The organism is Streptomyces sp. NPDC088400, assembly GCF_044753355.1.
Classification (GTDB): Bacteria; Actinomycetota; Actinomycetes; order Streptomycetales; family Streptomycetaceae; genus Streptomyces.
Genome location: NZ_JBIVMZ010000004.1, coordinates 356,935 through 382,990, shown reverse-complemented (window position 1 = coordinate 382,990; position 26,056 = coordinate 356,935). Strand labels below are relative to the sequence as shown.

The window sequence follows — 26,056 nt, the reverse complement described above, 5'->3', positions numbered from 1 at the left end:
GTGCGGTGTGGGGGGGGGGCGGGGGGGGGGGGGGGGGGGGGCCGGGGGGGGGGGGCCCCCGGGGGGGGGGGGGGGGGGGGGGCCCCCCCCGCCCCCCCCCCCACCCCGCCGTCCAGGGCTCGTGGATCGCGGCTCAGAGCTCAGGGCTCAGGCTCAGCAGTCGGCTCAGCGGTCCGTGAGCAGCCGCACCCGTCCGCCGATCTCGATCCATCCGTCGGGCCCGGGGGCCGTGATGATCTGCGACCCCCGGCCCTGCGTGATGTTCAGCGCGCGCCCCAGCCGCGCCGTGAGCAACAGGGCCGCCGCGCCGGTCGCCTCGTCCTCGGCGACGCCGTCGTCACGCCGGGGGAAGGCCCGCGCCCTGACCCGCCCGGCCGCCTCGTCCTGCCAGGCCCAGGCGTAGAGCCAGCCCTCCCCCGGCGGCGGCGCGGGCAGCGCGTCGACCTCGGCGACGGAACCGTACTGCTGGAGTGTGCGCGGCGGGGCCCACTCGGCGCGCGCGGTGATCCAGGTGAACTCGCCGTCCTGACGGACCCAGACCTCCCCGGCGGGCGGATTCACGGCCTCCAGATCCAGCAGCCAGGCCGCGCCGACGAGCGGGTGTCCGGCGAACGGCAGCCGCACCCCCGGGGTGTAGATGTCGACCACACCGCGCTCGGGGTCGTCCACGAACACGGTCTCGCTGTAGCCGAGTCGCGCGGCGATGGCCTGCCGGGCCGCCCGGTCGGGGTGGTGACTCCCTTCGCGTACGACACCGAGCGTATTGCCGTGTCGGCCGTCGGCCCCGCAGAAGACGCTGAGTACGTCGATGTCAGTCACCCCGGCATTCAAACATCACGCCTTCCGGTTCCAACGCGGCAGGGCCGTACCGCGGTTCGGATCCGGCGGTACGGCCCTGCCGTGGAGCGGGGACGCAGTACGGGTCAGGACTCCTCCCCCAGGGACGAGGTGCGGCGCTTGGCCGCGAAGACGACCGCCGCACCCGCGGCGCCGACAACTCCCGCGGCGCCCAGGAACGCGCCCGTCGGGAGGCCGGATCCGGTGGAGGCGAGGGAACCGGTGCCGCCGGTCGTACCGCCCACCGTGCCACCGCCGACCGTGCCACCGCCGACCGTGCCACCGCCCGTCGTGCCGGAACCGCCGGTGGTACCGCCCGTCGTGGCTGAGCCGCCGGACGTGTCGCCCGTACCGCCTGTACCGCCCGTACCGCCCGTACCGCCTGTACCGCCGGGGAGGTTCGCGTTGTCGTCGAGGGTGACCGCGAGGGTCAGTTTGTCGAGTGCGGTGCCCTCTTCGTACATGCCGCCGAACGCCTTCGTGCCGTCGCCGGTGAGGGTCGCCGGCACGGCGCTCAGGGTGAGGACGCCGTCCTTGGCGGCCAGCTTGCCGGCCGGGACGTCCAGACTGGCGACGGCCAGGCCCTTGTACGCGGTGACCTTGTGCGTCTCGCGGTCCTTGGCGCTGACATCGGCGACGAGCGTGCCCTTGCCGTCCTTCACCTTGACCTGGAGGCCGCTCAGAGTGAGGTCGAGGACGTACTCGCCGGACTCCTGGTGGCCGAGGAAGCGGACCGTGCCACCGAAGGACGCGGAGAGGGTCTGCGCGTCCGCGTCGAAGGTGCCCGTGCCCTTGGGGAAGCGGTAGACGGCGCCCGACTGCTGGGCGCCGGAGGTGAGTTCGACCTTGCCCTTGGCGATCGGGCCCGTGACGTAGGAGCGGAAGGACTCCTTGACGCCCCAGTCGAGATTGCCGTCGGCGATCGCGCCGTTCTCGGCCACCCGGGGCGCCTGGGGGACCGAAGGGGCCGGGTCCGGGGTGAGGTTGGTGGTGGGGGTGGTGGTGCCGGGCTGGGTGGGCTGGGACTCGGACGGCGTGGGAGTCGGTGTGGGGGTCGGGGTGGGAGTGGGTGTCGGGGTGGCCGTGGAGTACTTGACGGCGAGCGTCGCCCTGTCCAGCTCCGTCCCCTCCGTGTACATGCCGTTGAAGGCCTTCGCGCCGTCGGCGGTCAGTTTGGCCGGGATGTCCTTGAAGACCATCGAGCCGTCGCCCGTCTCCGGCCGGATGCCCGTCAGGTCGATCGCGGCGAGCGCGATGTCGTCCTGGGTCGTGCCGTTCAGGGTGACGTCCGCCTCGATGGCGCCGCCCGTGCCCTCCGTGACCAGTTTGACGTCGGTGACCTCGATGTCGAAGCCGTGCGCCGGAGAGGCGAAGCGGACGCTGCCGTCGAAGTCCGTCGCCACGTTGTGCGTGCTCGGATCGTACGTACCCGAGCCGTTGGAGAACGTGAACGGCCCGTTGCCCGTCGCCTGGGTGGCGCCGTGAGTGGCCGTGATGGTCCCCTTGGCGATGCTCGTCACGTATCTACGGAACGACTCCTTCAGCCCCCAGTCCAGCGTGCCGTCCCGCAGGTCCACCTGCGGGACGGCGGCCGGGGACGCCTCCGGAGCCGAGACGGGCGCGGCGGCGGGGATGCCCGACGCGAGCGCCGGGAGGGCGAAGGCGGTGGCGCCGAGGGCGGCCGCCGTCGCGATGGCGGCGGCGAGGGCTATGGGACGGCGAGTGGCAGCCATGGTCGGTGTACTCCTCGATCGTGTGGCGTGGCGTGGCATGGCGTGGTGCGGCTTGTCGTGGTGTGGCGTGCCCGTGTCGTGGTGTGGCGTGCCCGTGAGTGCGTGTACGGGCGGCAGCGGAACGATCAGCCTTTGTCCGGGCCGGAGTTGGCGTTGGCGTTGGCGCGACGGCGCCTCAGGAACACGTAGACCGCGAGTCCCGCCGTGAGGAGCACGCCCGCGCCGATCGCCGCGTACGTCCCCGCGCCGACTGACGAAGAGGACGAAGAGGACGGCGAGGCGGAACCGGCGCCGGGCTCGGTGGCGGCGGAGCCGGGGGCACGGGTGGCGGCCGTCGCCCGCGCGGAGGCCGTGGCGCCGCTGCCCAGGTCGGGCAGCGCGGGCAGCCGCGCCTTCTTGTCGACGGCGACGGCGAGTGAGACGGGATCCATCTCCGTGCCGGCCGAGTAGAGGGAACCGAAGGCCTTCGCGCCCTGCGACGTCAGCTTCGCGGGGGCCTCCTTGAGCGAGGCAAGGCCCTTCTTCGGCGTGAAGTCCCCGGCCTCGAAGGAGACAAGGGGGACGGCTTCGCGGGGTGGGCTGCCCTCGGCCGCGTCGGTGACATCGGCGGACAGGGTGCCCTTGCCGTCCTTGACCCGTACGGCGACCTTGCTCAGTGTCAGATCCAGTTCGGTGCCGGTGAAGCGGATACGGCCCGCGAAGTCGGCGTCGAGCGTCCCCTTCTTCGCGTCGTACGTTCCCTTGCCCTTCGGGAAGCGGAAGAACGCGCCACCGTCCTGGGCTCCCTCGCTCAGCGTCCACGTGCCCTTGGCCACAGGGCCGGTGACGTACTCCCGGTAGGTGCGGCGCACGCCCCAGTCGACTGCCGCGTCCTCGAAGGAGCCTGCGGCTTCGCCCTTCTTCTTCTCCTTCTCCTTCTGCTTGCTGGTGGGCGTCGCGGTGGGCTTGCCCGCCGTCGCGACATCCACGGACAGGCTGACCGGGTCGAGCTCCGTACCCTCCGTGTAGTAGCCGGCGAAGGCCTCCGCGCCCTGTGACGTGAGCGTCGCGGGGACGCCGGTGAGGGTGACGGGACTGCTGCCGCCGGTCATGTCGATGCCGGAGAGATCGAGCTCGGCGAGCGGGACCTGGGACGTCCGGTTGACCTTGCCGGCCCCCTTCGCCCTGCTGGTCATATCGGCGTGGAGGGTGCCGCTGCCGTCGGCGGAGATCCGTACGGTGGGGCGGCTGATCGTGAGGTCGAGTTCGTACGATCCGTCGCCCTTCCGGTGGCCGACGAAGCGGACCCCGCCGGAGAAGCCGGCCCGGAAGGCGCCGCTGTCCGGGTCGTACGAGCCGGTGGCCGAGTGGAACCGGAAGTGGCTGTCCACGGTGGCCGCGCCCCCTTTGAGGGACCAACTGCCCTGCGCTATCGGCCCGGTGACATAGCTCAGGAACGAGGATTTGATCCCCCAGTCGAGCCTGCCGCCTCGCACCGTACGGTCCTCCGCCTGCGCTCCGGCGGCCGGCAGCAGGGCCGCCGACAGTGCCAGAAGGAGCGCGACAGCGAACGTGCGCACAGGACTGAAGGACAGCATCGAAGTCACTCCCACATCTGAACGAACCGGTGAACGAACCGGTGAACGAATCAGTGAACGAACCGGTGAACGCCTCGTCGAACGGGCCGGTGAACGGGCCCTCGAACGAGCCGGTGAGCGAGCCGGAACAACAGCCCCGGACGGCAAACCTGACGCGGAATCACCTCAGGCCTGGCGAGCGAGGTAAGGCTAACCTAAGCTATCTCCAGCCTGTGCCGGAAGCCCTTCCGCCGCAGAAGCCTCGACCGAACGAACAGGACGGTGCACTCGGTGCGCAGAACACGCCTCACGGGTGCGCTCCTCTCTGTGCTTGCCCTCACACTCGCCGCCACCGGCTGCGGTGGCAACGGCCCTGGCAGTGGCAGCGGAAACGGCGGTACGGACGCGTCCGGCCCGAAGCCTCACTCGGCCACGTCCCCCGCCGACCGCGTGGAGCCCCTGGCCACCGTGCCCGAACCACACCTGCCCACCACCGTGAACTCGGCGGACGGCAGAAAGGTCACCGTCACCTCGGCCGAACGGATCGTGCCACTGACCGGATCCCTGAACGAGATCGTCTTCACTCTCGGCCTCGGAAAGCGGGTCGTGGCCCGGGACATCACCGCCACCTTCGAACAGGCCGCGAAACTCCCGGTGGTGACCCGGGCGCACGACGTCTCGGCGGAAGGCGTCCTCTCGCTCAAGCCGACCCTCGTCCTCGCGGACACCACCACGGGCCCGGCCGAGGCCATCGACCAGATCCGCGGCGCGGGCATCCCGCTGGTCGTCGTCGCACCGGCCAAGAGCCTGGACGACGTGGGCACACGGATCGACGCGGTGGCCGGCGCGCTGGGTGTCAAGGCGGCGGGCGCCGAGCTGAAGCAACGCACGGATCAGCGGATCAGCCGCGTGCAGAAGGACATTCCGGCACATGGGAGCGGCGACCCGAGACCACGCGTGGCCTTCCTCTACCTGCGCGGGTCGGCCTCGGTCTATCTGCTCGGCGGGGCCGACTCCGGGGCGAGTTCGCTGCTGGAGGCGGCCGGAGCGGTCGACGCGGGCAAGGCGTCGGGGCTGCGGAAGGACTTCACCGCGATCACCAGCGAGGCGCTGGCGAAAGCCGCGCCCGACGCGATCCTGGTGATGACCAAGGGACTTGACTCCGTGGGCGGGCCGGACGGCCTGGTGAAGATCCCGGGCGTCGCGGAGACCCCGGCCGGGATGGACCGCAGGGTCGTCTCGGTCGATGACGGGGTGCTGCTGAACTACGGTCCGCGCACGGACGAGGTGCTGGAGTCGATCGTCAAACAGCTGTACGTGGACGGAAAGTGACGTGACGTCAGTATCCGACGCCGACACCGAGACAGGCACGAGCGCGAGCACCGGCACCGGCACCCCGGCCGGAACCGAGAAGCGGCGACGGCCCGCCGGCGGCACCACCGTGCTCACCGTCGCGCTGCTCGCGGCGCTGCTCCTCCTCTGCCTGCTCTCCGCCGGGATCGGCGCGTACGACATCCCTCTCGGGGACGTACTCGCCTCCGTCCAGCACCGGATGGGGCTCGGCGGCGCCGCGCTCGACCGTGTCGGCGAGAGCGTCCTGTGGAACGTCCGGCTGCCCCGCGTCGTGCTCGCGCTGCTCGTCGGCGCCTCGCTCGGCTGCGCGGGCGCGCTGATGCAGGGTGTGTTCGGCAATCCGCTCGCCGAGCCCGGCGTCATCGGGATCTCGTCGGGCGCCGCGGTCGGCGCGGTGGCCTCGATCGCGCTGGGGCTGAGCTTCTTCGGCAACTGGACGGTGACGGTCTGCGCGTTCGTCGCCGGGCTCGCGACCGTCCTGCTGGTGTACGCGCTGTCCCGCTCCGGCGGCCGTACGGAAGTGGTCACGCTCATCCTCACCGGCATCGCGGTGAACGCGTTCGCGGGGGCGCTGATCGGGCTGTTCATCTTCTTCGCCGACAACGCGCAGATCACGCAGATCACCTTCTGGCAGCTCGGTTCGCTGGCGCAGGCGACCTGGCCGAAGGTCCTCGCCGTACTGCCGTGCGCGCTGGCCGGTCTGGCCGTCGCGCCGTTCTCCGCGCGGAAGCTGGATCTCCTCGCGCTCGGCGAACGGCCCGCACGCCACCTGGGGGTGGACGTCGAGCGGCTCCGTATCGTGCTGGTCCTGGTGGTCGCGCTGCTCACGGCGGCGGCGGTCGCGGTGGCCGGGATCATCACGTTCGTGGGTCTGCTGGTGCCGCATCTGCTGCGGATGACGAACGGCCCCGGCCACCGCTTCCTCGTCCCGGGCAGCGCTCTCGGCGGCGCGCTGGTCCTGGTCGCGGGAGACCTGGCGGCCCGTACGGTCGCGGCGCCCGCGGAACTGCCCCTGGGCGTACTGACCGCGCTGTTCGGCAGCCCGTTCTTCTTCTGGCTGTTGCGCCGGACGCGGCGCAAACAAGGGGGCTGGGCATGAGGAAGGTCATCGGACAGGGCATGCGGCAGGACAGGCCATGAGACGGGACATGAGGCCGGGCAGGTCATGAAGCGGGATTTGAGGCAACGCGTCAATTTCAAGGGCCTGTTCGCCGCACGCGGGCGTCCGCTCCCCTCCCCCGCCGTCCCCGGCGACGGCGTCGCCGAAGTCCGTGGTCTCCATGTCCGCCTCGGTCAACGCACCGTCCTGTCCGGGATCGATCTCACCGCGCGCGCCGGTGAGGTGCTCGCGCTCGTCGGGCCCAACGGGGCCGGGAAGTCGACCCTCCTCGCCGCGTTCGCCGCCGATCTCCGTCCGGACCGTGGCGAGGTACGGATCGACGGGCGCCCCGCGTACGCCTGGTCCGCACCGGAACTCGCCCTGCGCCGTTCCGTACTCCCCCAAGCGGCCACGCTCTCCTTCCCCTTCCCGGTCGCGGATGTCGTACGGATGGGCCGGGCGCCCTGGGCCGGGACCGAGCTGGAGCACGAGGACGAGGCGGCCGTCGCCGAGGCGATGGCGGCGACCGAGGTCACCGAGTTCGCCGCGCGCCCCTTCTCCGCGCTCTCCGGCGGCGAGCGTGCCCGAGTCGCCCTCGCCCGGGTCCTCGCCCAGCGCGCCCCGCTGCTCCTCCTCGACGAACCGACCGCCGCACTCGATCTGCGCCATCAGGAACTGGTCCTGCGCATCTGCCGGGAGCGCGCGGCGGCGGGCGACGCCGTCGTGGTCGTCCTGCACGACCTGGGGCTCGCGGCGGCCCACGCGGACCGAACCGCCGTCCTGCACGACGGGACGATCGCGGCCGAGGGGCCGCCGTCCGAGGTGTTCCACGACGAACTCCTGAGCCGGGTCTACCGACAGCCTGTCGAGGTGCTCCCGCACCCCCGGACCGGAACCCCACTGGTGCTCCCGGTCCGGAGACACCCTTCTTGACCGGCATTTGACCCTGCCGTGGCGCGGCCAAAAGGCCGCCGTGACCTGCCCGTATCCAGCGGCGGAAGTGAGAGCCGAATCACTGGACGAACGGTCGCGACCAAGGTAAGCCTTAGTTAAGTTGAGCCCACTTCGCTTCCCTTTTACTCAGGAATCCGCCCGTTCGTTCGTGCCGTTTTCTTCCGTTCCTTCCATCGTGGAGCCCCGTATGCGACCTGCCCGCCTCTCCGTCGCCACCACCACCGCCGCGTTGGCCGCCCTGACCGCCGTCACGGGCTGCACCGAGAAGAGCGACGCCAAGGCCGGAGACGGCGCCGTCCAGGTCACGGCGAAGGACGACTCCTGCGAGGTGTCCAAGAAGGAATTCCCCGCAGGCCATGTGGAGTTGGCCGTCGAGAACAAGGGCAGCAAGGTCACCGAGGTGTACGTCCTCTTCCCGGACGACCGGATCGTCACCGAGCGCGAGAACATCGGCCCCGGCACCAAGGCCAAGGTCACCGCCGAGGTGAAGGCCGGTTCGTACGAGATCGCCTGCAAGCCCGGCATGAAGGGCGACGGCATCCGCCAGAAGGTCACCGTCACCGGCGGTACGGCCGCCAAGCGGAGCCCGGAGATGGACGCCGCGGTCGCCGCGTACCGCCAGTACGTCCAGGCGCAGGCCGACGAGACGCTGCCGAAGGTCAAAACGTTCACCGACGCCGTGCGCGCCGGTGACATCGAGGCGGCGAAGAAGGCATACGCGCCCTCCCGTATCGGCTGGGAGCGCACCGAGCCGGTCGCCGAGTCCTTCGGCGACATCGACCCGAAGGTCGATGTCCGCGCCGACGGCCTGGAGCCGGGCCAGAAGTGGACCGGCTGGCACCGGCTGGAGAAGGAACTCTGGCAGGACAAGAAGCTCGGCCCGGACGCCACCTCGCTCGCCGACTCCCTCGACAAGGACCTTCTCGACTGGCAGAAGCGCGTCGGCAAGGCCGAGATCACTCCGACCTCGATGGCCAACGGAGCGAAGGAACTGCTGGACGAGGTCGCCTCCGGCAAGGTCACGGGCGAGGAGGAGCGCTACAGCCACACCGACCTGGTCGACTTCAAGGCCAACGTCGAGGGCGCGCAGCAGTCGTACGAGCTGCTCAAGCCGGTCGCCGCGAAGAACGACGCCGCGCTGGTCACCGAGTTGGACAAGCAGTTCGCCGCGCTGAACAAGCTGCTCGACAAGTACCGCGACGCGCCCGGCTCGTACGCGTTCACCTCGTACGACAAGGTCGGCGAGAAGCAGCGCAAGGAGTTGTCGGACGGCGTGAACGCGCTGGCGGAGCCGCTGTCCAAGCTCGCCGCCGCTGTCGTCAAGTAGCCAGGTAGCAACGTAGTCACGTAGTCACGTAGTCACGTAGTCACGTAGCCAGGTAAGGGTCGCGATCCATGTCCGAGGACGAAACCAGCGAGGAAAAAGCAGCCCCCTCCCGCCGTTCGCTGCTCGGCTGGGGCGGTGCCGGGCTCGCGCTCGGCGCCGTCGCGGCCGGTGGCACCATCACCGTCCTGCGGGACGGGGACGGGGACGGGGACGGGGACGACAGCGACAGGGACAGGAACGCCGTCGCGTCGGCCGCCGATTCCGGCGCGGCGGTGCCCTTCCACGGCCCGCACCAGGCCGGTATCGCCACCGCCGTACAGGACCGGCTGCACTTCGCCGCGTTCGACGTGACGACCGAAGACCGGGCGGAACTGGCCCAGTTGCTCAAGGACTGGACCCGGGCCGCCGAGCGGATGACGGCGGGGCACGCGGTCGGTGAGGGCGCGTACGGCGGTCTCGCCGAGGCTCCGCCGGACGACACGGGTGAGGCGCTCGGCCTCCAGCCGTCCCGGCTCACTCTGACCGTCGGCTTCGGCCCGTCGCTCTTCGCCAGGGGCCGGTTCGACGGAGGCACAGGCCGGTTCGGCGGAGGCATGGAGAAGCAGCGCCCGGCCGCGCTCGTGGATCTGCCGAAGTTCCCCGGCGACAACCTCGACCCGGCGCGCGGCGGCGGCGATCTGTGTGTCCAGGCGTGCGCCGACGATCCGCAGGTCGCGGTGCACGCGATCCGCAATCTGGCCAGGATCGGCTTCGGGAAGGTCGCGGTGCGCTGGTCGCAGCTCGGCTTCGGCAAGACGTCGTCGACCACGCCCGGCGCCCAGACCCCGCGCAACCTCTTCGGTTTCAAGGACGGCACCAGCAATATCGCCGGCACCGACTCCGCCGCTCTCGACACGCACGTGTGGGTGTCGGAGAAGGACGGTCCGGCCTGGCTGGCGGGCGGCTCGTACCTCGTCGCCCGCCGGATCTCTATGCGGATCGAGAGCTGGGACCGTACGTCCCTCCAGGAACAGGAGGACGTCTTCGGCCGGGACAAGGGCGAGGGTGCGGCGGTCGGCAAGGCGCACGAGCACGACAAGCCCAGCCTGAAGGCGATGCTGCCGACGTCGCACGTACGCCTGGCGCATCCGGACTCCCACCACGGGGTCCGCATGCTGCGCCGCGGCTACTCCTTCACGGACGGTACGGACGGCCTCGGCCGTCTCGACGCGGGGCTGTTCTTCCTGGCGTACCAGCGTGACGTACGGGACGCGTTCATCCCCGTACAGCGGTCTCTGGCGCGCTCCGACGCACTCAACGAGTACATCCAGCACGTGGGTTCAGCGGTTTTCGCCATCCCGCCGGGCGTCCGGGACAAGGACGACTGGTGGGGGCGGGCGCTGTTCTCCTGAACAACGGAAGGAACCCGAGACGTGTTCGGCAACTATCTGATCGGTCTGCGCGAGGGGCTTGAGGCCAGTCTCGTCGTCTGCATCCTGATCGCGTACCTGGTGAAGACCGGCCGACGTGACGCGCTGCGCCCTGTCTGGATCGGTATCGGGGTCGCGGTCACCCTCGCGCTCGGTTTCGGCTTCGGGCTCGAATTCGGTTCGCAGGAGCTGACGTTCGAGGCGCAGGAGGCGCTCGGCGGTTCGCTGTCGATCGTCGCGGTGGGGCTGGTGACCTGGATGGTCTTCTGGATGCGGCGTACGGCGCGGCATCTGAGGTCGGAGCTGCACGGCCGGCTGGACTCGGCGCTCCAGATGGGGACGGGCGCGCTGGTCGCGACGGCGTTCCTCGCCGTGGGCCGGGAGGGCCTGGAGACGGCGCTGTTCGTCTGGGCGTCGGTGCGTGCCTCGCAGGACGGTACGCACGCGCCGCTGATCGGTGTGCTGCTCGGCATCGCGAGCGCGGTGGTGCTGGGCCTGCTCTTCTACCGGGGCGCGGTCAGGATCGATCTGGCGAGGTTCTTCACCTGGACCGGCGGGATGCTGGTGGTCGTCGCGGCCGGGGTCCTCGCGTACGGTGTCCATGATCTTCAGGAGGCGCGCTTCCTGGGCGGTCTGGCGGACAAGGCGTTCGACATCAGCACGACGATTCCGCCGGACAGCTGGTACGGCACACTCCTCAAGGGTGTCCTCAACTTCCAGCCGGACCCGACCGTGCTCCAGGTGACGGTCTGGTGCCTGTATCTGGTCCCGACTCTCGCTCTGTTCCTTGCCCCGGTAGGGTTCGCACGGTCAGTGGCGGTCAAGAAGCAGAAGCAGAAGGCGACCGATGAGCAGGCTGAGAAGGCCGATTCGGGCAGCGGCGGGGCTGGCGACGGTGACGGTGCTGTGCCTGACGGCGAGCGGGTGCGTGACGGTGCACGGGGAGCTGGCGGTCCTGCCGTCGGCGGAACGGAGTGAGGCCCGGCGGGCGCTCGCGGACTTCACCGACGCCTACAACGAGGCGGACAAGGCGTACGATCCGACGCTCGACGCGGACCGGGTGACCGGTGCGCTCGGCGCGATCAACCAGGCCGGTCTCAAGGCGCGCAGCATCACCGCCCCGGACGGCAACTCCGCGCATCAGCCGCTGGAGCTGACCGACGCGAAGTTCACCATTCCGAAGAAGGCGGGCTGGCCGCGCTTCTTCGTCGCGGACACCAAGAGCAACCGGAACCAGGCGAACGGGCCGCAGTTCCGGTGGGTGCTGGCCTTTGTGCGCGGCGGTCCGGACAAGGAGTGGGAGTGCGCGTACCTGACGATCCTCGCCCCGGACAAGGTCCCGGAGTTCAAGACCGACAAGGACGGCTGGGGCGAGTCGGTGGAGCCGGACAGCAAGGCGCTGGCGGTCGCGCCGGAGGATCTGAGCCCGGAGTACACCTCGTACCTGAAGGACGGTACGCCGGAGCACTTCGCGTCCGGGCCGCACACGGACCAGTGGCGGGACAGCCGCAAGGAGAAGGAGCGGGTGCCCGGCATAACCACGCAGTACGCCGACCAGCCGCTGTCCGAGGGCGACTTCGCGCCGCTGGGGCTGCGGACGGCGGATGGGGGCGCGATGGCGTTCTTCGCGACGCGGTTCTTCGAACGCCAGACGGGCGCGAAGGGCGTGCGGCCCGAGGTGAGTTCGGATGTGAAGGCGCTGATGAAGGGCGAGGTGAAGAGCTCGCTCACCAAGGACTGGATCTCCAGCCAGACGGCGCTGGTGCCGAAGAGCGGCACGGACTCGCCGGGGGTCGAAGTGACCGGGCGGCTTCAGGGAGTTACGGGCGCGACGGGTTCGTAGACGGACGGCGTATCTATACGGACACGCGGCACGCGGACACGCGGAACTTGCACGGACGCACGGACGCGCGGAACTTGCGGGGGAACAGTGCCGATGGCCCGGCAGCCGGGCCATCGGCTCTCCTGTCACAAGGTCACAGAGGTCGCAAGGGTCGCGGGATTCGCAGGGGTCGCGCGTCTCGCAGGGGTCGCGCGTCTCGCAAAGGTCCCCGGAGTCGCAAGGGTCGCAGGGGGCACAGCGTCAGCGGCCCAGCGGCCAGGCCACCGCGTGCGGGTCCAGCTCGCCGTTCTCTCCCGCGTAACGAGCGCACTCGTCGGTCAGAGTCTCCAACAGCGTCAGCGGGTCCGGCAGTTCGTGCTCGGGACCGCGCAGCCAGCGCACTCCGAGGTCGCCGGGCAGTTGGGCCGGTGGTACGAGAACGTAGCTGCCCCGGCAGTGCCAGCGCAGGCCCGGGTGCTCGTCCATCGTCTCGGGGTGGCAGTCCAGTTCACAGGGCCACCACTCGTCCTCGTCCTCGGGGGTGCCCCGGGTCGCGGTGAAGAAGAGCATCCGGTCGCCGCCGGAGTCGGCCACGGGGCCGACGTCGATGCCCTGGTCCAGCAGGCGCTCCAGTGCGTTGGCGCCCGCTTCGAGCGGGACGTCCAGCACGTCGTGGATCATGCCGGTCGCGGTGATGAAATTGGCCTGGGGCTGGTTGCGGGCCCAGCGCTCGATCTGCGCGCGATCGGTTGTGGACTGGGTCTGCCAGGCGAACGAGAGGGGATGCCTGGCCGGGGTCGGACAGCCGATCCGGTCGCAGGAACATCGGTAACCGACCGGGTGGGCCGCGGGCGAGATGGGCATACCGGCCTCGGCGACGGCGAGGAGCAGCGCCTCTCGGCCGGCCGCGCCTCCGTCGAGCGCGGAGCTACCGGCACTCTTCTTCGGGCGCCTGCGCAGCCACTGGGGAAACCTGCTCTCAGTGCCGCGGTAGCGGCCGAAATCGTCGCCCATCTATCCCCTCACACTCCCCGCTTGCCCCTGCGGACTCTCCCATGGTCGCACCATCCTGCTCCTGACGTGGCCGCGCTCCCCAACCGGGGTACGAGGGACCACGCCCCACCACGGGACTTAATGCACAGGTATGCACCGATATAAAGCGGTGATTCGGGCGCCGGAGCGCGGTGGCGTTGGACACATCCGCCCCACATCCGCCCCACATGCACCCACGCGCCCCCACGCGCCCCCACCGGACGGGGGAGGCGGGAGCGGCGGGATCGGGCATGGCACGCAGTGCCGCAGGCCAGGCCGTACGGCGCACAATCGACGGGATTCACGCGCTGACGAGGCGAGATGCATCGCCTCGGGCGTTCCGGATGAACCACAGACGTTCCGGATGAAACATCATGAAGCACGATGAACAACCATGAACCACCCGAACGGTTCACAGCGCGCGAGCGGGACAGAGCGGACCATGGGTAACAGCACGCACACGTCGCGTGCACGTGCACCGCAGCTCGTGAGGAGCCCTCATTGCCTCGTGAAGCCTCGCCCCGCAGCTATCTCATGTGTCCGCCGCGCCACTTCAGGGTCACGTACTCGATCAACCCCTGGATGGACCCGGCGAAGCCGGTCGACCTCCGGCTGGCCCTCACCCAGTGGGAAGACCTCCGCGACCGGTACCACGCGCTCGGCCACACCGTCTCCCTGCTGGACCCGCTCCCCGACCTGCCCGACATGGTCTTCGCGGCGAACGGCGCCACCGTCATCGACGGGCGGGTGCTCGGCGCCCGCTTCGCCCATCCGGAGCGTACGGGCGAAGCCGAAGCACACCTCGCGTGGTTCCGCGCCCACGGCTATCCCGACATCCGTGAGCCCATCCACATCAACGAGGGCGAGGGCGACTTCGCCGTCACCGCCACCTACCTGCTGGCCGGGCGCGGCTTCCGCTCCAGCCCGCTCTCCCACGACGAGGCACAGGAGTTCTTCGGCCGGCCGGTGATCGGCCTGGACCTGATCGACCCGCGCTACTACCACCTGGACACGGCCCTGTGCGTACTGGACGACACAGCCGACGAGATCATGTACTACCCCGGCGCCTTCTCCCCCGGCAGCCGGTCCGTCCTCGCCCGCCTCTTCCCCGACGCGCTCGTCGCCACCGAGCCGGACGCGGCGGCGCTGGGACTGAACGCGGTGAGCGACGGCCTTCACGTCCTGCTGCCGCAAGCCGCGTCGGGGCTCTACGAGCCCTTGCGCGAGCGGGGATTCGAGCCGCTCGGCATGGATCTCGGCGAACTGCTCAAGGGAGGCGGCAGCGTCAAGTGCTGTACACAAGAGCTACGCCCGTGATTCACCTGCACGGTTCACGATGGCCGGATCGGTAACGGGGATCACGGAAACGGCTCGAACTCTCAGTGGCAGAACAGGCACAAGGCGTGGCGTCGATTCCGGGAGCACGGAAACGTCGCCGCATATGGATACCGCGCTCCGCGTCTGCCGGTACCGAGGCCCCTGCGAGCACGAGTACGGATACGGGTGCGGGCACGGGCACCGGCACCGGCACGAAGGCCCGCACGGACACGAGCTCCCGTACTCCGCCTCCACCTACGCCCCCACCTCCGCCTCCACCGCGTACCGACATCCAAGGACTCCGTGCCCTGGCCGTCACGCTGGTCGTTCTCTCCCACGCCGGGGTGAACCGCGTCAGCGGCGGTTACGTCGGTGTCGATGTCTTCTTCGTGATCTCGGGCTTTCTGATCACCTCGTCGCTGGCGCGTGAACTCTCCGCCACAGGCGGTATATCGATCCGGAAGTTCTACGCCCGCCGGGCGCTGCGCCTGCTTCCCGCCTCGACGCTCGTCGTGGTCGCCACGCTCGTCGGCGCGTGGCTGTTCCTGCCGACGGTCCGCCTCGCCGAGTACGCGGGGGACGCGCTCAGCAGCGCTCTGTACGCGGTGAACTTCCGGCTGGCGCTGTCCGGTACGGACTATCTCGCCCAGGGAAGCCCGCCGTCACCGTTCCAGCACTTCTGGTCGCTGGCGGTCGAGGAGCAGTTCTATCTGCTGTGGCCACTGCTGCTGCTTCTCACCTGGAAGGTGGCGCGGCGCCGGTGGCTGCCGGCCGCGGTGCTCGCCGCGCTCTGCCTGACGTCGCTCGGGCTGAGCGTGTACGTGACGGAGGCTTCGGCGCCCTGGGCGTACTTCGGCTTGCACACCCGCGGCTGGGAACTGGGCGTCGGAGCGCTTCTCGCGATGTCCGTCACCCGGCTGGAACGGCTGCCCGCAACGCTCTCGGCAGCGATGACATGGATCGGCCTGGGCTGTGTCGTACTGTCGGCGATCCGGTTCGACGAGAGCACACCGTTTCCCGGGTACGCCGCGCTCCTGCCGGTCCTCGGGGCCGCGCTCGTACTGGCCGGCGGCTGCTCGCCCGCCCCGCTCGACGCCCGGCTGCTCCTCGCGCGGCGGCCCGCGATCTGGCTCGGCGGGCTGTCGTACAGCTGGTATCTGTGGCACTGGCCGCTCCTCGTCATCGGGCCGAAGGCACTGGTCAGGCCCCTGGACCTGCCGCTCGCGTTCGCACTCTGCGCGGTCGCCCTGTTCCTGGCCTGGGGGACTCTGCGCCTGGTGGAGAATCCGGTGCGGTTCCACACGGCGTTCCGCGGCCGGCCGGGCCGGGGGCTGCGGCTCGGTCTCGGCCTGTCGGCGGCAGCCGCGGCGGCGGCCCTGATCGCGGCGGCCTTCCCGCCGCCGATCGACTCCGGTACGGCCGCGCCCGCCCTCAAGGCGGGGATCGCGGCGGCGCCGCGATCTCCGTCACGCCTGACGGAGTTCCTGGAGACGTCCGGTGCGCGCCTGCCGAACAATCTCAGTCCGGCGCTGGGGCAGATCAAAAGCACGAAGTCCGCGATCTACCAGGACGGTTGTCATCAGAATTACGACAGTACGCGGACGCCACTGTGCGTCTACGGAGACCGCTCCTCGAAGAAGACCGTCGTACTCTTCGGCGACTCCCACGCCGCTCAGTGGTTCCCGGCGCTGGAACCGCTCGCCCGGAAACACGGCTGGAAACTGGTCTCGCTGACCAAGGCGTCCTGCAAGGTGCCCGCGGTGACGACCGTCGACAACCACAGGCCGTACACGGTCTGCGACGCCTGGCGGCGCAAGGCACTCGACAAGATCAGGGAAATCGGCCCGTCGATGGTGATCGTCTCGTCTTCGGACGCGGGTACCCCGGCACAGGCCATGAGCGACCCGCTCCAGGGGTGGACCGACGGGTACCGCGACACGTTCCGGGCGCTGACGAGCACCGGCGCCCGGGTGACCGCCATCCTCGACACCCCCTGGCCGAAGACCGACCCGGTCGACTGCGCGTCCACGTACCCGCTGGCGCTGGGGCGCTGTACGAATCACCTGCCCCAGGCGATCCGGAGCCGGACCCGGGGGGCCGCCACCAAGGCCGCGGCGAGGTCGGCCGGGGTGTCGGTCATCGATCCCGAGTCCTGGCTCTGCACCCGTACGGGGACGTGTCCCGTGGTCGTGGGGGACACGTTCGTCTACCGCGACGACAGCCACATGGCCGAGGGCTACGCGGAGGCGATCGCTCCCGTACTCGACGACCGCCTGTCCACGACGAAGAGCCCGTAGCGGATCTCGTGACGGAAGCTGACCGGGCGGGCCGCGCAGGCGTCAGCCCGGCAGGCGTCAGCCCGGCAGGAGTCAGCCCGGCAGGAGTCAGCCGGGGGCTTCAGCCGGGCTGGCTGGAGTCCTTCAAGGTGCCCCAGCCGTGCCAGCGGTCGATCTCGATCAACGCACTGACCCGGCGGCGGTCCCGCTGCGGATAGGGCTTGCCCAGGTACTGCTGCGCCAACCGGTCGATGTCGGTCAGGTCCTCGTCCTCCCGGAGTTCGGTGACACGGCCGATGATGCTGAGGTGCGTGTACCAGTTGCCCTCGTCGAGCACGGACAGCGTCACCCGAGGGTCGTTGCGTACATGCTCCAGCCGCTTACGCCCCTCATCCATGTTGACCAGCACCCGGCCGTCGTCCCAGAGGTACCAGGTGGCCGTGGACACCGGCTGGCCGTCCGAGCGCAGGGTCGTCACGACGGCCGGATTGGCCTTCCGCAACATCGCGATCGCCTCTTCGGGAAGCGGTGGTTTCGACATGGGACACCCTCCGTGACGCGTTTCGCCGCATTGATCCGGACGTTCATCGGCATGATCGTCTGCCCCGAACCGCCTCGCACATTCAGCGGTTCGAGTTTTCTGTACGGCGGGAGGCCGCGCCACCGCAGGGCTCCCCGGCACGCGCCACCGCAGGGCTCCCCGGCAAGGGAGCGACCCCGTCTATGACGGGCCACTCGTTGCCCGGCTCCGGCACGCTCAGCTGCGAACAGGCAACTGCAGGGCGAAGCGGCGGACAGCATCGGTGAAGGCATCCGGATCGTCGAAGTTCGCGAGATGTCCCGCCCGCGGGATCAATTCGACGCGGGCGTCCGGATGCGCGCGGGCGAAGTCCGACTCGCCGGACCGGAAGACGGTGTCCTTCTCGCCGTTCAAGATGAGCACGGGAGCCGCCACATGACGCATGGCACCCGCGTCGAAGCGGCCCAGGACTTCGCCCCAGGCGGCCGGCAGGGTGTGGAAGGCGTAGCCGGAGCGGATGGTCGCCTCCACCACCTGGCGTGGATAGAGCCGGCGCAGCAACCGGTCGTTCCACCGGGCCAGCCGGTCCGCCGGTATGCGGGGGACGAGCCCGGCGACCCACCGGTACGGCGTTGCCCACGGGCCACGAGTCGAGGCGCTGGCCCCGGCAAGGACCAGCCCCCGCAGTCGCTCGGGGCAGCGCCGCGCGAACTCCAGCGAGGCGTATCCGCCGAGCGAGTGCCCGACGATCAGAGCCGGTCCGCGGTCGAGCGAGTCCACCGCGGTGGCGATGATCTCCGTCGCCGCGTCCAGGCTCCAGGGTTGGGCGGAGCGGGCGCCGTGGCCCGGTAGGTCAACAGCGGCCACCTGGAAGCCCTCTTGGAGTGCGGCGAGCTGTGGGCTCCACTGTCCCGCGCTGAACCGCGTCCCGTGTACGAAGACGATGGGCGGTGCACCCGCTGCCGTCATGAGTCCCCCAAGTCCCCCAGATCAGCACTCTCCTCGCACCGACCCTACCTGCGGCCCGGGTCCCAATGCCTGGCACGGCGGCTCGCCGCCTTGCTGGGGATACCCGAGTACGGCTCAACTTCCCGGTGTGTCCCGGACCGGCCGAAACGCGCGTCGTCGGGTGGCTGCGAGCATGGCGACGACGCTGAGTTCGGCCGAGTACGACAGGGCTGAGAAAGAACACACGATGACAAGGAGCGCACCATGACAGCGGATCGGACCGTGACCTTCCCGTCCGGCAAGAAGGTGCCCGCACTCGGGCAGGGCACCTGGCGCATGGGGGACGATCCCGCGCGGCGTTCCGAGGAGATCGCCACCCTCCGGCGGGGTCTGGACCTCGGGATGACCGTGATCGACACGGCCGAGATGTACGGAAGCGGCGCCGCCGAGGAATTGGTCGGCGAAGCGATGCGCGGCCGACGGGACGACGTGTTCCTCGTGAGCAAGGTGCTGCCGTCCAACGCCGACCGAAAGGGTACGGCCGACGCCTGCCGCGCGAGCCTGCGCCGTCTGGGGACGGACCGGATCGATCTCTATCTGCTGCACTGGCGGGGCAGCGTGCCGCTCCACGAGACCGTCGAGGCCATGGAAGCCCTGGTGTCGGACGGCAGTATCGGCGCCTGGGGCGTGAGCAACCTGGACGTCGACGACCTCGCCGAACTCCCGGACGGCGTCCGCCCGGAGACCGATCAGGTGCTCTACAACCTTGCCCGCCGGGGCCCGGAGTACGACCTGTTCCCCCGCTGCCGGGAACTCGCCGTCCCGATCATGGCCTACTCCCCCGTGGAACAGGGCCGGTTGCTGGGCCACCGGACCCTGGGCGCGGTGGCCGCCGGCCACGGGGCGTCCCCCGCCCAGGTGGCGCTCGCCTGGGTGCTGCGCCGGAACGACGTCATCGCCATCCCCAAAGCGTCCACCACGGCGCACGTCGAAGAAAACCGCGCGGCCCTCGACCTGCGCCTCACGGACGACGACCTCCGTACTCTCGATGAGGCCTTCCCGCCCCCGCCCCGCAAGGAGCCGCTCGACATCCTGTGACCTGGCCGGACGCCGTATTGCCGATGTGGTGCGGGACTGTAGGAGAACGACTGTGAGTGACGGCTGTGAGCTACGCGGAGTTGGATGATCCGTCGATGATCCTGGGGCTGCACGGGATCTTCGACCGGCATCCGTGGATCGACCGGGTCAACGCCGAGTACGACCTCGACGAGGACGTCTTCAGCCTCGCCGTGAAACGCGCCACCGCCTACGGGTGGAGTTCAACCCATCTGAGCAGTGGTTCGGAACTGGGCGGCCAACGCTGGGGACACAACGACGCGGGCGGCGACTGGACCCAGGACGGCCGCGTACGGCAGATCGCCTGGCTCCAGCTCTCGCCCGCCGAGGATCTGAACGAACAGCGTCTCCCCGTGCTGCCGGCGGCCACCGTCCTCGGTGACGCCCTTCGACGCGTTGGCCGCTTCCATCTCACGGGCCTGCACGCACTAGTCCCCCTGCGTCTGGCACCCGACAGCGGCTTCGACCTCGTCAGCGCTGCGGATTGGTTCGCTCTCGCCGATCCGGACGGTTCGGCCGAGTTGACGGTGACGCTGTCAGCCGGGGATACGGCCGGTCTCGACGGCCGCGCCGGGCTCGACGGCCGCGTCCAAGAGGTCTGCGACCTGGCCCGGGAGCGGACTCACGGGCGCATGACCATCGAGGCGATCTCCGCGCCGGGGTCCCGGCACGAAGGTCTGTCCCTGCCGCTGGCCGGGGAGTTGCAGACCATAGGCATGCGAGAGGTCATGGCATTCCGCTGCGGGGCCCGCGAATGGTCGCTGGACGTGGCCACGTGGACGATCGAGATCTTCATCGATGCCCTCCGCGCCACCGGAACGGTCAATCCGGTCCTGCTCACGGTGTCCGGCCCCGCCGGCCCCGCCGGCCCCCAGGCGTAGTCACCAAGGGAACACGTCTGGGGCCGCTTCCTTGACCCGCCAGTCCCCCGACCGTCGGTGCGGGTGGTTGAGCAGTTCGTCGTTCCAGTCCCGCACCATCCGATGGTCACCGGCCTTGCGCGCCTGCTCGCGCTGACGGTAGAGCGCGGCGCACACATCGCAGTCGGCTGCGGGTTGGGGCTCAACTTCGGGCGGTGGCACGTTCATTGCCCGCTCCCATCGGTCCGGGGGCCGGGGACGGGATTGGAGGGAGGGTCGGACTCGGAGTCGGGGCACGACGGGTGTCCACACCTGCACGGCGGCCACGTGAGCGCGTTCCGGGGAGCGAGGTCCGCGCCCTCCGCCCCGGGACCACGCGCCGGTACGACCAGCGAACCGTCCACTCCGAACGCGGCGATCATCAACGACAACCGCTTGCGCGCCTCACTGCCCGTCATCGGCCAGCCTCAGCAATCCGCGCGCCACACGTTCCGTCAACTCCGGTGTCGGCTCGGCGAAGGTACGCGGCACACTCTCGGGGATGAGGCGATGGAACCAGTCCGAGGCCGGTGGCCGCACGGCCAACTCCTCGGCGTCAATGGTGATGTTGGGTGCTTCCCTGCTCGTCACAGACGCGCCCCTCCGTCGTTGATCAATTACCGTCTGTGTCCAAGGATCGGGATTCGTGCGTACGCTGAACAGGGTTGAACGCACGTCAATGGGCTTGGGGTAAGGAGGAGGGCATATGGCGAACGACCCGAGCGAGGTGGTGGGACCGGTCAGCGGGGCCACCTACTTCGGCACCGAGGTACGGGAGTGGCGGCTGGCCAGGGGGCTGAGCCAGAAGCAGGTCGGCGCGCCCGCGCGGTACGGCCAGCAGTACGTGGCGAAGGTGGAAGCCGGGGAACGCATGGCCAGCCCGGAGTTCGCGACGGGCTGCGACCAAGTCTTCGGTACGCCAAGGACGTTCGCCCGGCTACGGGACCGCTGTGCCGAACGGGGCGGGTATCCGGACTGGTTCGAGCCGTACGTCCTGCTTGAGCAGCAGGCTTCCGCAATCTTGAACTACAGCAACAGTGTGATCGCAGGCCTGTTGCAGACCGAGGCGTATGCCCACGCAATGTTCCGGAAAGGGTGCCCAACCGATGACCTGGACGAGACCGCCGCGAGGGTCGCGCGCCGGTTGAAACGCCGTCAGGTATTGGAGAAGGAGAATCCCCCACTGGTGTGGGTGGTCCTGGACGAGTCTTGCCTCCGGCGCGTGATCGGAAGCCCGGCTGTCATGGCCGAGCAACTGGCCCATGTGATCGAGGAGGCGCAGTCCCCTCGCTTCACCCTTCAAGTGCTCCCGTTCAGTTCAGGTGAGCCCGCTTGGTCTCTGGCATTCACGCTGATGAAGTTCGGCGACAGTGAGCCGGACGTCCTCTACCAGGAGACCCTGGGAGCGGGCCATGTCACCGACTCCCGGAAGACCGTGGCAGATGCGAGCGTGCTTTACGATCGGCTACGCGCCGACGCGCTTTCCCCAGAAGCGTCTATCGACCTGATGCGCAAGGTGATGGAGGAATGGACCGCATGAGCACAATAGATCTCTCCAACGCGCAGTGGGAGAAGTCCAGCTACAGCAGCGGCCAAGAAGGCGAGTGCGTCGAGTTCGCCCGCAACCTCGCCCCCTCCGGCATCGTCCCCGTACGCGACAGCAAGGCCCCCACCGGCCCGGCACTGCTCGTCACCCCGGCCGCGTGGACAGACTTTGTCGCCTTCGCCACCCAGTAACCACACGTCCGGCACACGCAGCCACGTCCCACTCGCCGCTGCCCCCGGGGTTCTCGTACCGGAAGTCCCGCCACACGGGAATTTCAGTACGAGAACTCCACCCCGCTCCTCGTTCCTGCCGGACCTCATGTGGCCGCACGACATGGAGACCGGCCGCAGTGTGGCCGTGGTCAAGTCGGAGGATCCGGCGGCCTGGTACGCGTACGCGGATTCGAACGTTCCCATCGTCACCCAGTGGGACGACGGCGACCACGACGGTGTTTCTCCGGGCACGGTGTTCACCTCGTCGTCGTCCATGCCGAGTCTCGTCTTCTCCATGCTGGCGGACCTCGATGTCCGGCCCGCTCAGCGTGTGCTGGAGATCGGCGCGGGCACCGGATGGAATGCCGCGCTGCTCGCTCACCGGGTCGGTGCGGAGAACGTCGTGACCGTTGAACTGGACTCGACGGTAGCCCTGTCCGCGCGCGCGGCCCTGGAGCGAGTCGGCCTGCCCGTACACGTCGTACACGGGGACGGCTTCCTCGGCTATCCGGAGGGCGCGCCGTACGACCGGATCATCGCGACGTGCGGCCTGCGCTCCATTCCGTTCGCCTGGGTGGAACAGACCAGGCCGGGCGGTGTGATCCTCGTGCCGTGGGGCACGTACTACGGCTTCACCGAGGCCACGGCCCGGATCGTCGTGGCGGAGGACGGCGCAAGTGCCTCGGGACCGTTCACACGGCCGGTGAACTTCATGCGTATGCGTTCGCAGCGCTTGTCGTGGCCTGAGCACGCCGCGTACGTACCGGCCGAAGGAACCGGGGACGCGGAGAAGACGTCCACCACGATCACCGAGGCTGAACTCCTGGGCGGGGGCTCCGACATCGTCGGGTTCGTCGTCGGCTTGCGGGTACGGGACTGCGTACACACCGCCGACCGCAAGCGCGACGGCACACGGCCGGTGTGGTTCTACGGGCTGTCCGACCGGTCGTGGGCGGTCGTGATCTTCCGGGACGGCCGGCCCGAAGCACGTGTGTATCAGTCGGGCCCCCGCCGACTGTGGGATGAAGTGCGGGAGGCCTACGACTGGTACGTGGAGCGAGGGAAACCGGAGTTCGGCCGCTTCGGCCTGACGGTGACACCCGAGGGGCAGCGCGCGTGGCTGGACGGCCCGGCCGACTCCTGGCCCCTGTGAGAGCCGTTTACACAGAAGGAAGACGCGCCCCCCTGCGCGCGCCGGCTTCTACCGGGCAATCGCGCCCTTGATTCGCCGCGCCTGTTTGATCAGCTGGGACGAGCCCGAGCGCGCCGCCAGTTCATCGATCTCCGGTATCGCCCCACGGGCTCCGGACCGTTCCGCGCATTCGGCCGCGAGCGTGAGCACGGCGGGGAGGCCGTGGGGCGCCTCGCCCGTCAGCAGGAGGGGAAGGGCCGCCGAGAGCACCGCCCACACCGTGGCGTACGCGCCGGTGCGCGCCGCTTCTCGGAGCGCCGCCACCACGGAGGGGTCGTGACCGACAGCGCCTGGACGGTCGATTTCTGGCTCGACCCCGCCTGCCCGCTGACCCGCCACACGGCGCGGTGGATCACATCGATCTCCGCCGAGGTTCCTAACGGGCCGGGCGGCAGCCCTACTTCCCGAGGAACGCCGGGAAGGCGAAACGCTGGCCGATGGCCGCGCCCTGGGCGTGCGCGTCGGTGCCGGTCACCGTGTAGACGACCGTGCGGGAGAGGTCACGGGTGGCCACGAGCACGGTGTTGTAGCCGGGGCGCGCGCCCGTCTTCCCCCAGACCTCGACACCGTTGACCTCGAACCGCTCCAGCCCGGCGGTCTTGGTGGCGCCGGTAATCCCCTCTGGAACCGTGAACATCTCCTCCAACTGCGGTCGCGGCACGATCTCGCCTCGGAACAGCGACGTCATCAGGCGCTCCAAGTCGTCCAGTGTCGAGATCATGTCGCCCGCCGCCCACCGGTCCGACACATTCCACTCGGTCACGTCCACCCGCTTGCCGTCGACCAGTTGATAGCCACGGTTGTGCGGGCCGTGGATACGGGGATCGGTACCCGGAAACGAGGTGTGCCGCATACCGGCGGGCCGGAGGACATACCGTGCCGCCCCCTCCTCGTACGTCTTCCCCGTCACCTTCTCGACCAGCATCGCGAGGATCGTGTAGTTGACGTTCAGGTAGTGCTGCTGCTTCCCGGGCCCGAACTCCGGCCCCTTCGCCACCCCCGAGGCCACCACGTCCTCGGGCTTCAGTGTGTCGAACCGGTGCGCGTACTGCTCCTCCCAGGAATCGCCGAAGCCGTCCCCGCCCTGGATGCCACTGGTGTGGTTGAGCAACTGCCGTACGGAGACGGGCTCGAACTCCGATGTCAGCAGCCCCGGAAGATAGCGTTGCACCGGTCTGTCGAGGTCGATCTTCCCGTCAGCGGCGAGCCGCAGCACCAGGGCGGCCGTCACGACCTTGGTCACCGACCCGGCCCGGAACCGCCCGTCCGTGACGGCCGGAGCCTGCGACCGTATGTCCCGCACACCGGCGCTTCCCTCCCAGCGGCCGTCGCTCCCCCCGGCCCGTACGACCGCGCTCGTCGCCTCGCCGTCCGGCAACCCCACGAGTGCGGCCCGCAGCGCGTCGGCCTGCGGATGCTCGGCGACCCGCGCCACAGCGCCCCCGGCGGTGCGCCCCTGAGCGAAGCCTCCCTGAGCGAAGCCTCCATGGCCGAAGCCTCCCTGAGCGAAGCTTCCCTGGCCGAGAGCGAGCCGTCCGGGATCGCCCTGACCGGACTCGGCGAGGGCCGGTCCAGTGGAGGCCACGAGGGCGACGACGGCCGTGGCAGCGGCAAGCGCGGCACGGTGGTTCAACGAGCTGACGGTCCTACTGACGGTCCTACTGACGTTCATGGGGCTGCCTCCTCGGGACAGGGGTCGGTACGCCCTCATCCTCACGACGCCCGAGGGTCCCCGGATCCTCATCCGGGACGGCCTCGCCCCTGATCGCTCTCGGGGTCAACCCTCATATTTCCAGGACATGTTGACAGGGATAACCCCTACCTCGTGACCGTCGTGGTGACCTCGACCGGGACCGACAGGCCGTACGCCCCGCCTCCGGCGGCGCACTCACTCCGCGTGTGGCGGCCAGGAGTCTCCCCATGCCGTGTCCCGCGCCGCCCGGTACACCGATCCGTGCCGCTTGGTGACCGTCTCCTTGCGCAGACCGTCGTCCACCGTGCACAGCTCCAGCAGTACCTGGCCCTTACGGATCTGCGGCTTACGGGTCACCCGGGCCTCCGCCGGGCGCGCGTCGAACCGTACCGCCGCCACATAGCTGAACTTCTCGTCCTCGTACGGCAGTGAGCCGCCCTTCACCTGCCGGTGCAGTGAGGAGCGGCTGACGCGCGCCGCGAAGTGGCACCAGTCCGTGCCCGGTTCGATCGGGCAGGCGTCGTTGTGGGGGCACGGGGCGGCGATCCGGAATCCCGCGGCGATCAGCCGGTCACGGGCCTCGATGATCCGCAGATAGCCGTCGGGGGTCCCCGGCTCCACGATCACCACCGCCTGCCCGGCCCGCGCCGCCTCGGTGACGAGTGCGGCACGGTCGTTCTCCGTCAGCTCCTTCAGCACGTACGAGACGGTGACCAGATCGCTCTCCGGCAGCGCGAGCGCCGCGCCGATCCTGGCCCGGCGCCAGTCGGCGGCGCGCAGTGCGGGCGCTCCGGAGGCGGCCAGTTCGCGGCCGAGGGCGAGGGCGGGTTCGGCCCAGTCCAGGACGGTGGTGGTACGGCTCGTGCCGGCTCCTGTCTCCCAGACGGCGTCCGCCGCCCAGACCGCGGCTCCCGTACCGCCGCCCACGTCCAGGTGGCTGCCGGGCTCCCAGCCGGGCGCGGCGGCGGCGAGTGCCGTCAGCGCCGACCGTACGGCTTCGAAGGTCGCCGGCATGCGGTACGCGGCGTAGGCGGCGACATCGGACCGGTCGCGGAGTACGGGCGCGTCCGTCGGGGTGGCGCCGCGGTAGTTGGAGATCAGCCGGTCGACGGCCTGCGCGGCCTGCTTCGGCGGCAGCCCGTCGAGCAGACCGGCGAGCGCGGCGCGCAGGGTGTCGGCGGTGGGGAGGGGGGCGTTCACCGCCGACATTTTAGT

At 70.0% G+C, this 26,056-nt stretch carries 24 protein-coding genes and 1 pseudogene; 14 read left to right on the top strand and 11 right to left on the bottom strand.

What is annotated here, in order from left to right; translation table 11 throughout:
• Window positions 1-165: 165 nt before the first annotated feature.
• From ACIQD6_RS13020 to ACIQD6_RS13010, 3 genes are all read right to left on the bottom strand, one after another.
• Window positions 166-819, bottom strand: coding sequence for a PhzF family phenazine biosynthesis protein (locus ACIQD6_RS13020; RefSeq protein ID WP_401881379.1), 654 nt, complete (start codon window positions 817-819; stop codon window positions 166-168).
• Between the two features lie 104 nt (window positions 820-923).
• Window positions 924-2,570, bottom strand: a complete 1,647-nt coding sequence (locus ACIQD6_RS13015) for an HtaA domain-containing protein (RefSeq protein ID WP_401881377.1) — start codon at window positions 2,568-2,570, stop codon at window positions 924-926.
• Between the two features lie 125 nt (window positions 2,571-2,695).
• Window positions 2,696-4,147, bottom strand: a complete 1,452-nt coding sequence (locus ACIQD6_RS13010; RefSeq protein WP_401881725.1) for an HtaA domain-containing protein — start codon at window positions 4,145-4,147, stop codon at window positions 2,696-2,698.
• 270 nt (window positions 4,148-4,417) lie between these two features.
• Between ACIQD6_RS13010 and ACIQD6_RS13005 the strand changes: the two genes are divergently transcribed.
• From ACIQD6_RS13005 to ACIQD6_RS12975, 7 genes are all read left to right on the top strand, one after another.
• On the top strand, window positions 4,418-5,458 hold the full coding sequence (locus ACIQD6_RS13005; protein WP_401881375.1) for a hemin ABC transporter substrate-binding protein: 1,041 nt from the start codon (window positions 4,418-4,420) through the stop codon (window positions 5,456-5,458).
• A gap of 1 nt (window position 5,459) precedes the next feature.
• Window positions 5,460-6,578 carry a FecCD family ABC transporter permease gene (locus tag ACIQD6_RS13000; protein ID WP_401881373.1) on the top strand — a complete coding sequence of 373 codons (1,119 nt, stop codon included), beginning with the start codon at window positions 5,460-5,462 and terminating at the stop codon, window positions 6,576-6,578.
• 66 nt (window positions 6,579-6,644) lie between these two features.
• The gene (locus ACIQD6_RS12995) at window positions 6,645-7,511 is read left to right on the top strand and encodes a heme ABC transporter ATP-binding protein (protein ID WP_401881372.1); all 867 of its coding nucleotides are present in this window, start codon (window positions 6,645-6,647) and stop codon (window positions 7,509-7,511) included.
• A 208-nt stretch (window positions 7,512-7,719) separates the two neighbouring features.
• A complete protein-coding gene (efeO, locus tag ACIQD6_RS12990) occupies window positions 7,720-8,859 on the top strand; it encodes an iron uptake system protein EfeO (RefSeq protein WP_401881371.1) in 1,140 nt (379 codons plus the stop codon).
• Between the two features lie 68 nt (window positions 8,860-8,927).
• A complete protein-coding gene (efeB, locus tag ACIQD6_RS12985; protein WP_401881369.1) occupies window positions 8,928-10,250 on the top strand; it encodes an iron uptake transporter deferrochelatase/peroxidase subunit in 1,323 nt (440 codons plus the stop codon).
• A gap of 21 nt (window positions 10,251-10,271) precedes the next feature.
• Window positions 10,272-11,246, top strand: a complete 975-nt coding sequence (gene efeU / locus ACIQD6_RS12980; protein ID WP_401881367.1) for an iron uptake transporter permease EfeU — start codon at window positions 10,272-10,274, stop codon at window positions 11,244-11,246.
• A complete protein-coding gene (locus tag ACIQD6_RS12975; RefSeq protein ID WP_401881365.1) occupies window positions 11,197-12,111 on the top strand; it encodes a hypothetical protein in 915 nt (304 codons plus the stop codon). Before efeU ends, ACIQD6_RS12975 begins: the two co-directional genes overlap by 50 nt.
• A 240-nt stretch (window positions 12,112-12,351) precedes the next feature.
• Here the strand turns inward: ACIQD6_RS12975 and ACIQD6_RS12970 are convergent, their stop codons facing one another.
• Entirely contained in the window at window positions 12,352-13,104 is a 753-nt protein-coding gene (locus ACIQD6_RS12970; protein WP_401881363.1) for a bifunctional DNA primase/polymerase, read from the bottom strand.
• Window positions 13,105-13,593: 489 nt separating this feature from the next.
• Here ACIQD6_RS12970 and ddaH point away from each other — a divergent pair.
• Window positions 13,594-14,439 (top strand): annotated as a pseudogene (gene ddaH, locus ACIQD6_RS12965) (dimethylargininase); the annotation flags it as partial.
• 65 nt (window positions 14,440-14,504) lie between these two features.
• Window positions 14,505-16,736, top strand: a complete 2,232-nt coding sequence (locus ACIQD6_RS12960; protein WP_401881361.1) for an acyltransferase family protein — start codon at window positions 14,505-14,507, stop codon at window positions 16,734-16,736.
• 100 nt (window positions 16,737-16,836) lie between these two features.
• On the opposite strand, the gene ACIQD6_RS12955 is transcribed toward ACIQD6_RS12960, so the two are convergent.
• Window positions 16,837-17,256, bottom strand: coding sequence for a PPOX class F420-dependent oxidoreductase (locus ACIQD6_RS12955; RefSeq protein ID WP_401881360.1), 420 nt, complete (start codon window positions 17,254-17,256; stop codon window positions 16,837-16,839).
• Window positions 17,257-17,472: 216 nt separating this feature from the next.
• Window positions 17,473-18,204: an alpha/beta fold hydrolase gene (locus ACIQD6_RS12950; protein ID WP_401881358.1), complete on the bottom strand. Its 732-nt coding sequence runs from the start codon at window positions 18,202-18,204 to the stop codon at window positions 17,473-17,475.
• A 243-nt stretch (window positions 18,205-18,447) separates the two neighbouring features.
• Between ACIQD6_RS12950 and ACIQD6_RS12945 the strand changes: the two genes are divergently transcribed.
• Window positions 18,448-19,281 carry an aldo/keto reductase gene (locus ACIQD6_RS12945; protein WP_401881356.1) on the top strand — a complete coding sequence of 278 codons (834 nt, stop codon included), beginning with the start codon at window positions 18,448-18,450 and terminating at the stop codon, window positions 19,279-19,281.
• A gap of 56 nt (window positions 19,282-19,337) precedes the next feature.
• Window positions 19,338-20,180, top strand: a complete 843-nt coding sequence (locus ACIQD6_RS12940; protein ID WP_401881354.1) for a hypothetical protein — start codon at window positions 19,338-19,340, stop codon at window positions 20,178-20,180.
• Here the strand turns inward: ACIQD6_RS12940 and ACIQD6_RS12935 are convergent, their stop codons facing one another.
• Together ACIQD6_RS12935 and ACIQD6_RS12930 are read right to left on the bottom strand one after the other, a co-directional pair.
• Window positions 20,181-20,387, bottom strand: coding sequence for a hypothetical protein (locus tag ACIQD6_RS12935; RefSeq protein ID WP_401881353.1), 207 nt, complete (start codon window positions 20,385-20,387; stop codon window positions 20,181-20,183). It lies immediately after the preceding gene.
• 216 nt (window positions 20,388-20,603) lie between these two features.
• Complete coding sequence (locus ACIQD6_RS12930) at window positions 20,604-20,789, bottom strand: hypothetical protein (protein ID WP_401881351.1); 186 nt, start codon at window positions 20,787-20,789, stop codon at window positions 20,604-20,606.
• 115 nt (window positions 20,790-20,904) lie between these two features.
• Between ACIQD6_RS12930 and ACIQD6_RS12925 the strand changes: the two genes are divergently transcribed.
• From ACIQD6_RS12925 to ACIQD6_RS12915, 3 genes are all read left to right on the top strand, one after another.
• Complete coding sequence (locus ACIQD6_RS12925) at window positions 20,905-21,738, top strand: helix-turn-helix transcriptional regulator (RefSeq protein WP_401881350.1); 834 nt, start codon at window positions 20,905-20,907, stop codon at window positions 21,736-21,738.
• Complete coding sequence (locus tag ACIQD6_RS12920) at window positions 21,735-21,935, top strand: DUF397 domain-containing protein (RefSeq protein ID WP_401881348.1); 201 nt, start codon at window positions 21,735-21,737, stop codon at window positions 21,933-21,935. The genes ACIQD6_RS12925 and ACIQD6_RS12920 overlap by 4 nt, the downstream gene beginning before the upstream one ends.
• A 127-nt stretch (window positions 21,936-22,062) precedes the next feature.
• Entirely contained in the window at window positions 22,063-23,109 is a 1,047-nt protein-coding gene (locus ACIQD6_RS12915) for a methyltransferase domain-containing protein (RefSeq protein WP_401881346.1), read from the top strand.
• 48 nt (window positions 23,110-23,157) lie between these two features.
• Here ACIQD6_RS12915 and ACIQD6_RS12910 read toward each other — a convergent pair whose 3' ends face one another.
• The 3 genes from ACIQD6_RS12910 to ACIQD6_RS12900 all read right to left on the bottom strand — a co-directional run bounded on the left by ACIQD6_RS12910 (window position 23,158) and on the right by ACIQD6_RS12900 (window position 26,041).
• Window positions 23,158-23,415: a hypothetical protein gene (locus ACIQD6_RS12910; protein WP_401881344.1), complete on the bottom strand. Its 258-nt coding sequence runs from the start codon at window positions 23,413-23,415 to the stop codon at window positions 23,158-23,160.
• A 130-nt stretch (window positions 23,416-23,545) separates the two neighbouring features.
• A complete protein-coding gene (locus ACIQD6_RS12905) occupies window positions 23,546-24,820 on the bottom strand; it encodes a serine hydrolase domain-containing protein (RefSeq protein ID WP_401881342.1) in 1,275 nt (424 codons plus the stop codon).
• A gap of 216 nt (window positions 24,821-25,036) precedes the next feature.
• Window positions 25,037-26,041, bottom strand: coding sequence for a small ribosomal subunit Rsm22 family protein (locus ACIQD6_RS12900; protein ID WP_401881340.1), 1,005 nt, complete (start codon window positions 26,039-26,041; stop codon window positions 25,037-25,039).
• Window positions 26,042-26,056: the final 15 nt, after the last annotated feature.

What these genes read in the sequence shown, in the direction of transcription:
- ACIQD6_RS12905 (WP_401881342.1), bottom strand. Translation starts at nt 24,820, where the DNA reads ATGAACGTCAGTAGGACCGTCAGTAGGACCGTCAGCTCGTTGAACCAC.
- ACIQD6_RS12915 (WP_401881346.1), top strand. Translation starts at nt 22,063, where the DNA reads ATGTGGCCGCACGACATGGAGACCGGCCGCAGTGTGGCCGTGGTCAAG.
- ACIQD6_RS12925 (WP_401881350.1), top strand. Translation starts at nt 20,905, where the DNA reads ATGGCGAACGACCCGAGCGAGGTGGTGGGACCGGTCAGCGGGGCCACC.
- efeO (WP_401881371.1), top strand. Translation starts at nt 7,720, where the DNA reads ATGCGACCTGCCCGCCTCTCCGTCGCCACCACCACCGCCGCGTTGGCC.
- ACIQD6_RS12945 (WP_401881356.1), top strand. Translation starts at nt 18,448, where the DNA reads ATGACAGCGGATCGGACCGTGACCTTCCCGTCCGGCAAGAAGGTGCCC.
- ACIQD6_RS12970 (WP_401881363.1), bottom strand. Translation starts at nt 13,104, where the DNA reads ATGGGCGACGATTTCGGCCGCTACCGCGGCACTGAGAGCAGGTTTCCC.
- ACIQD6_RS12935 (WP_401881353.1), bottom strand. Translation starts at nt 20,387, where the DNA reads ATGAACGTGCCACCGCCCGAAGTTGAGCCCCAACCCGCAGCCGACTGC.
- efeB (WP_401881369.1), top strand. Translation starts at nt 8,928, where the DNA reads ATGTCCGAGGACGAAACCAGCGAGGAAAAAGCAGCCCCCTCCCGCCGT.
- ACIQD6_RS12995 (WP_401881372.1), top strand. Translation starts at nt 6,645, where the DNA reads ATGAAGCGGGATTTGAGGCAACGCGTCAATTTCAAGGGCCTGTTCGCC.
- ACIQD6_RS12950 (WP_401881358.1), bottom strand. Translation starts at nt 18,204, where the DNA reads ATGACGGCAGCGGGTGCACCGCCCATCGTCTTCGTACACGGGACGCGG.
- ACIQD6_RS12955 (WP_401881360.1), bottom strand. Translation starts at nt 17,256, where the DNA reads ATGTCGAAACCACCGCTTCCCGAAGAGGCGATCGCGATGTTGCGGAAG.
- ACIQD6_RS13010 (WP_401881725.1), bottom strand. Translation starts at nt 4,147, where the DNA reads ATGCTGTCCTTCAGTCCTGTGCGCACGTTCGCTGTCGCGCTCCTTCTG.
- ACIQD6_RS13015 (WP_401881377.1), bottom strand. Translation starts at nt 2,570, where the DNA reads ATGGCTGCCACTCGCCGTCCCATAGCCCTCGCCGCCGCCATCGCGACG.
- ACIQD6_RS12920 (WP_401881348.1), top strand. Translation starts at nt 21,735, where the DNA reads ATGAGCACAATAGATCTCTCCAACGCGCAGTGGGAGAAGTCCAGCTAC.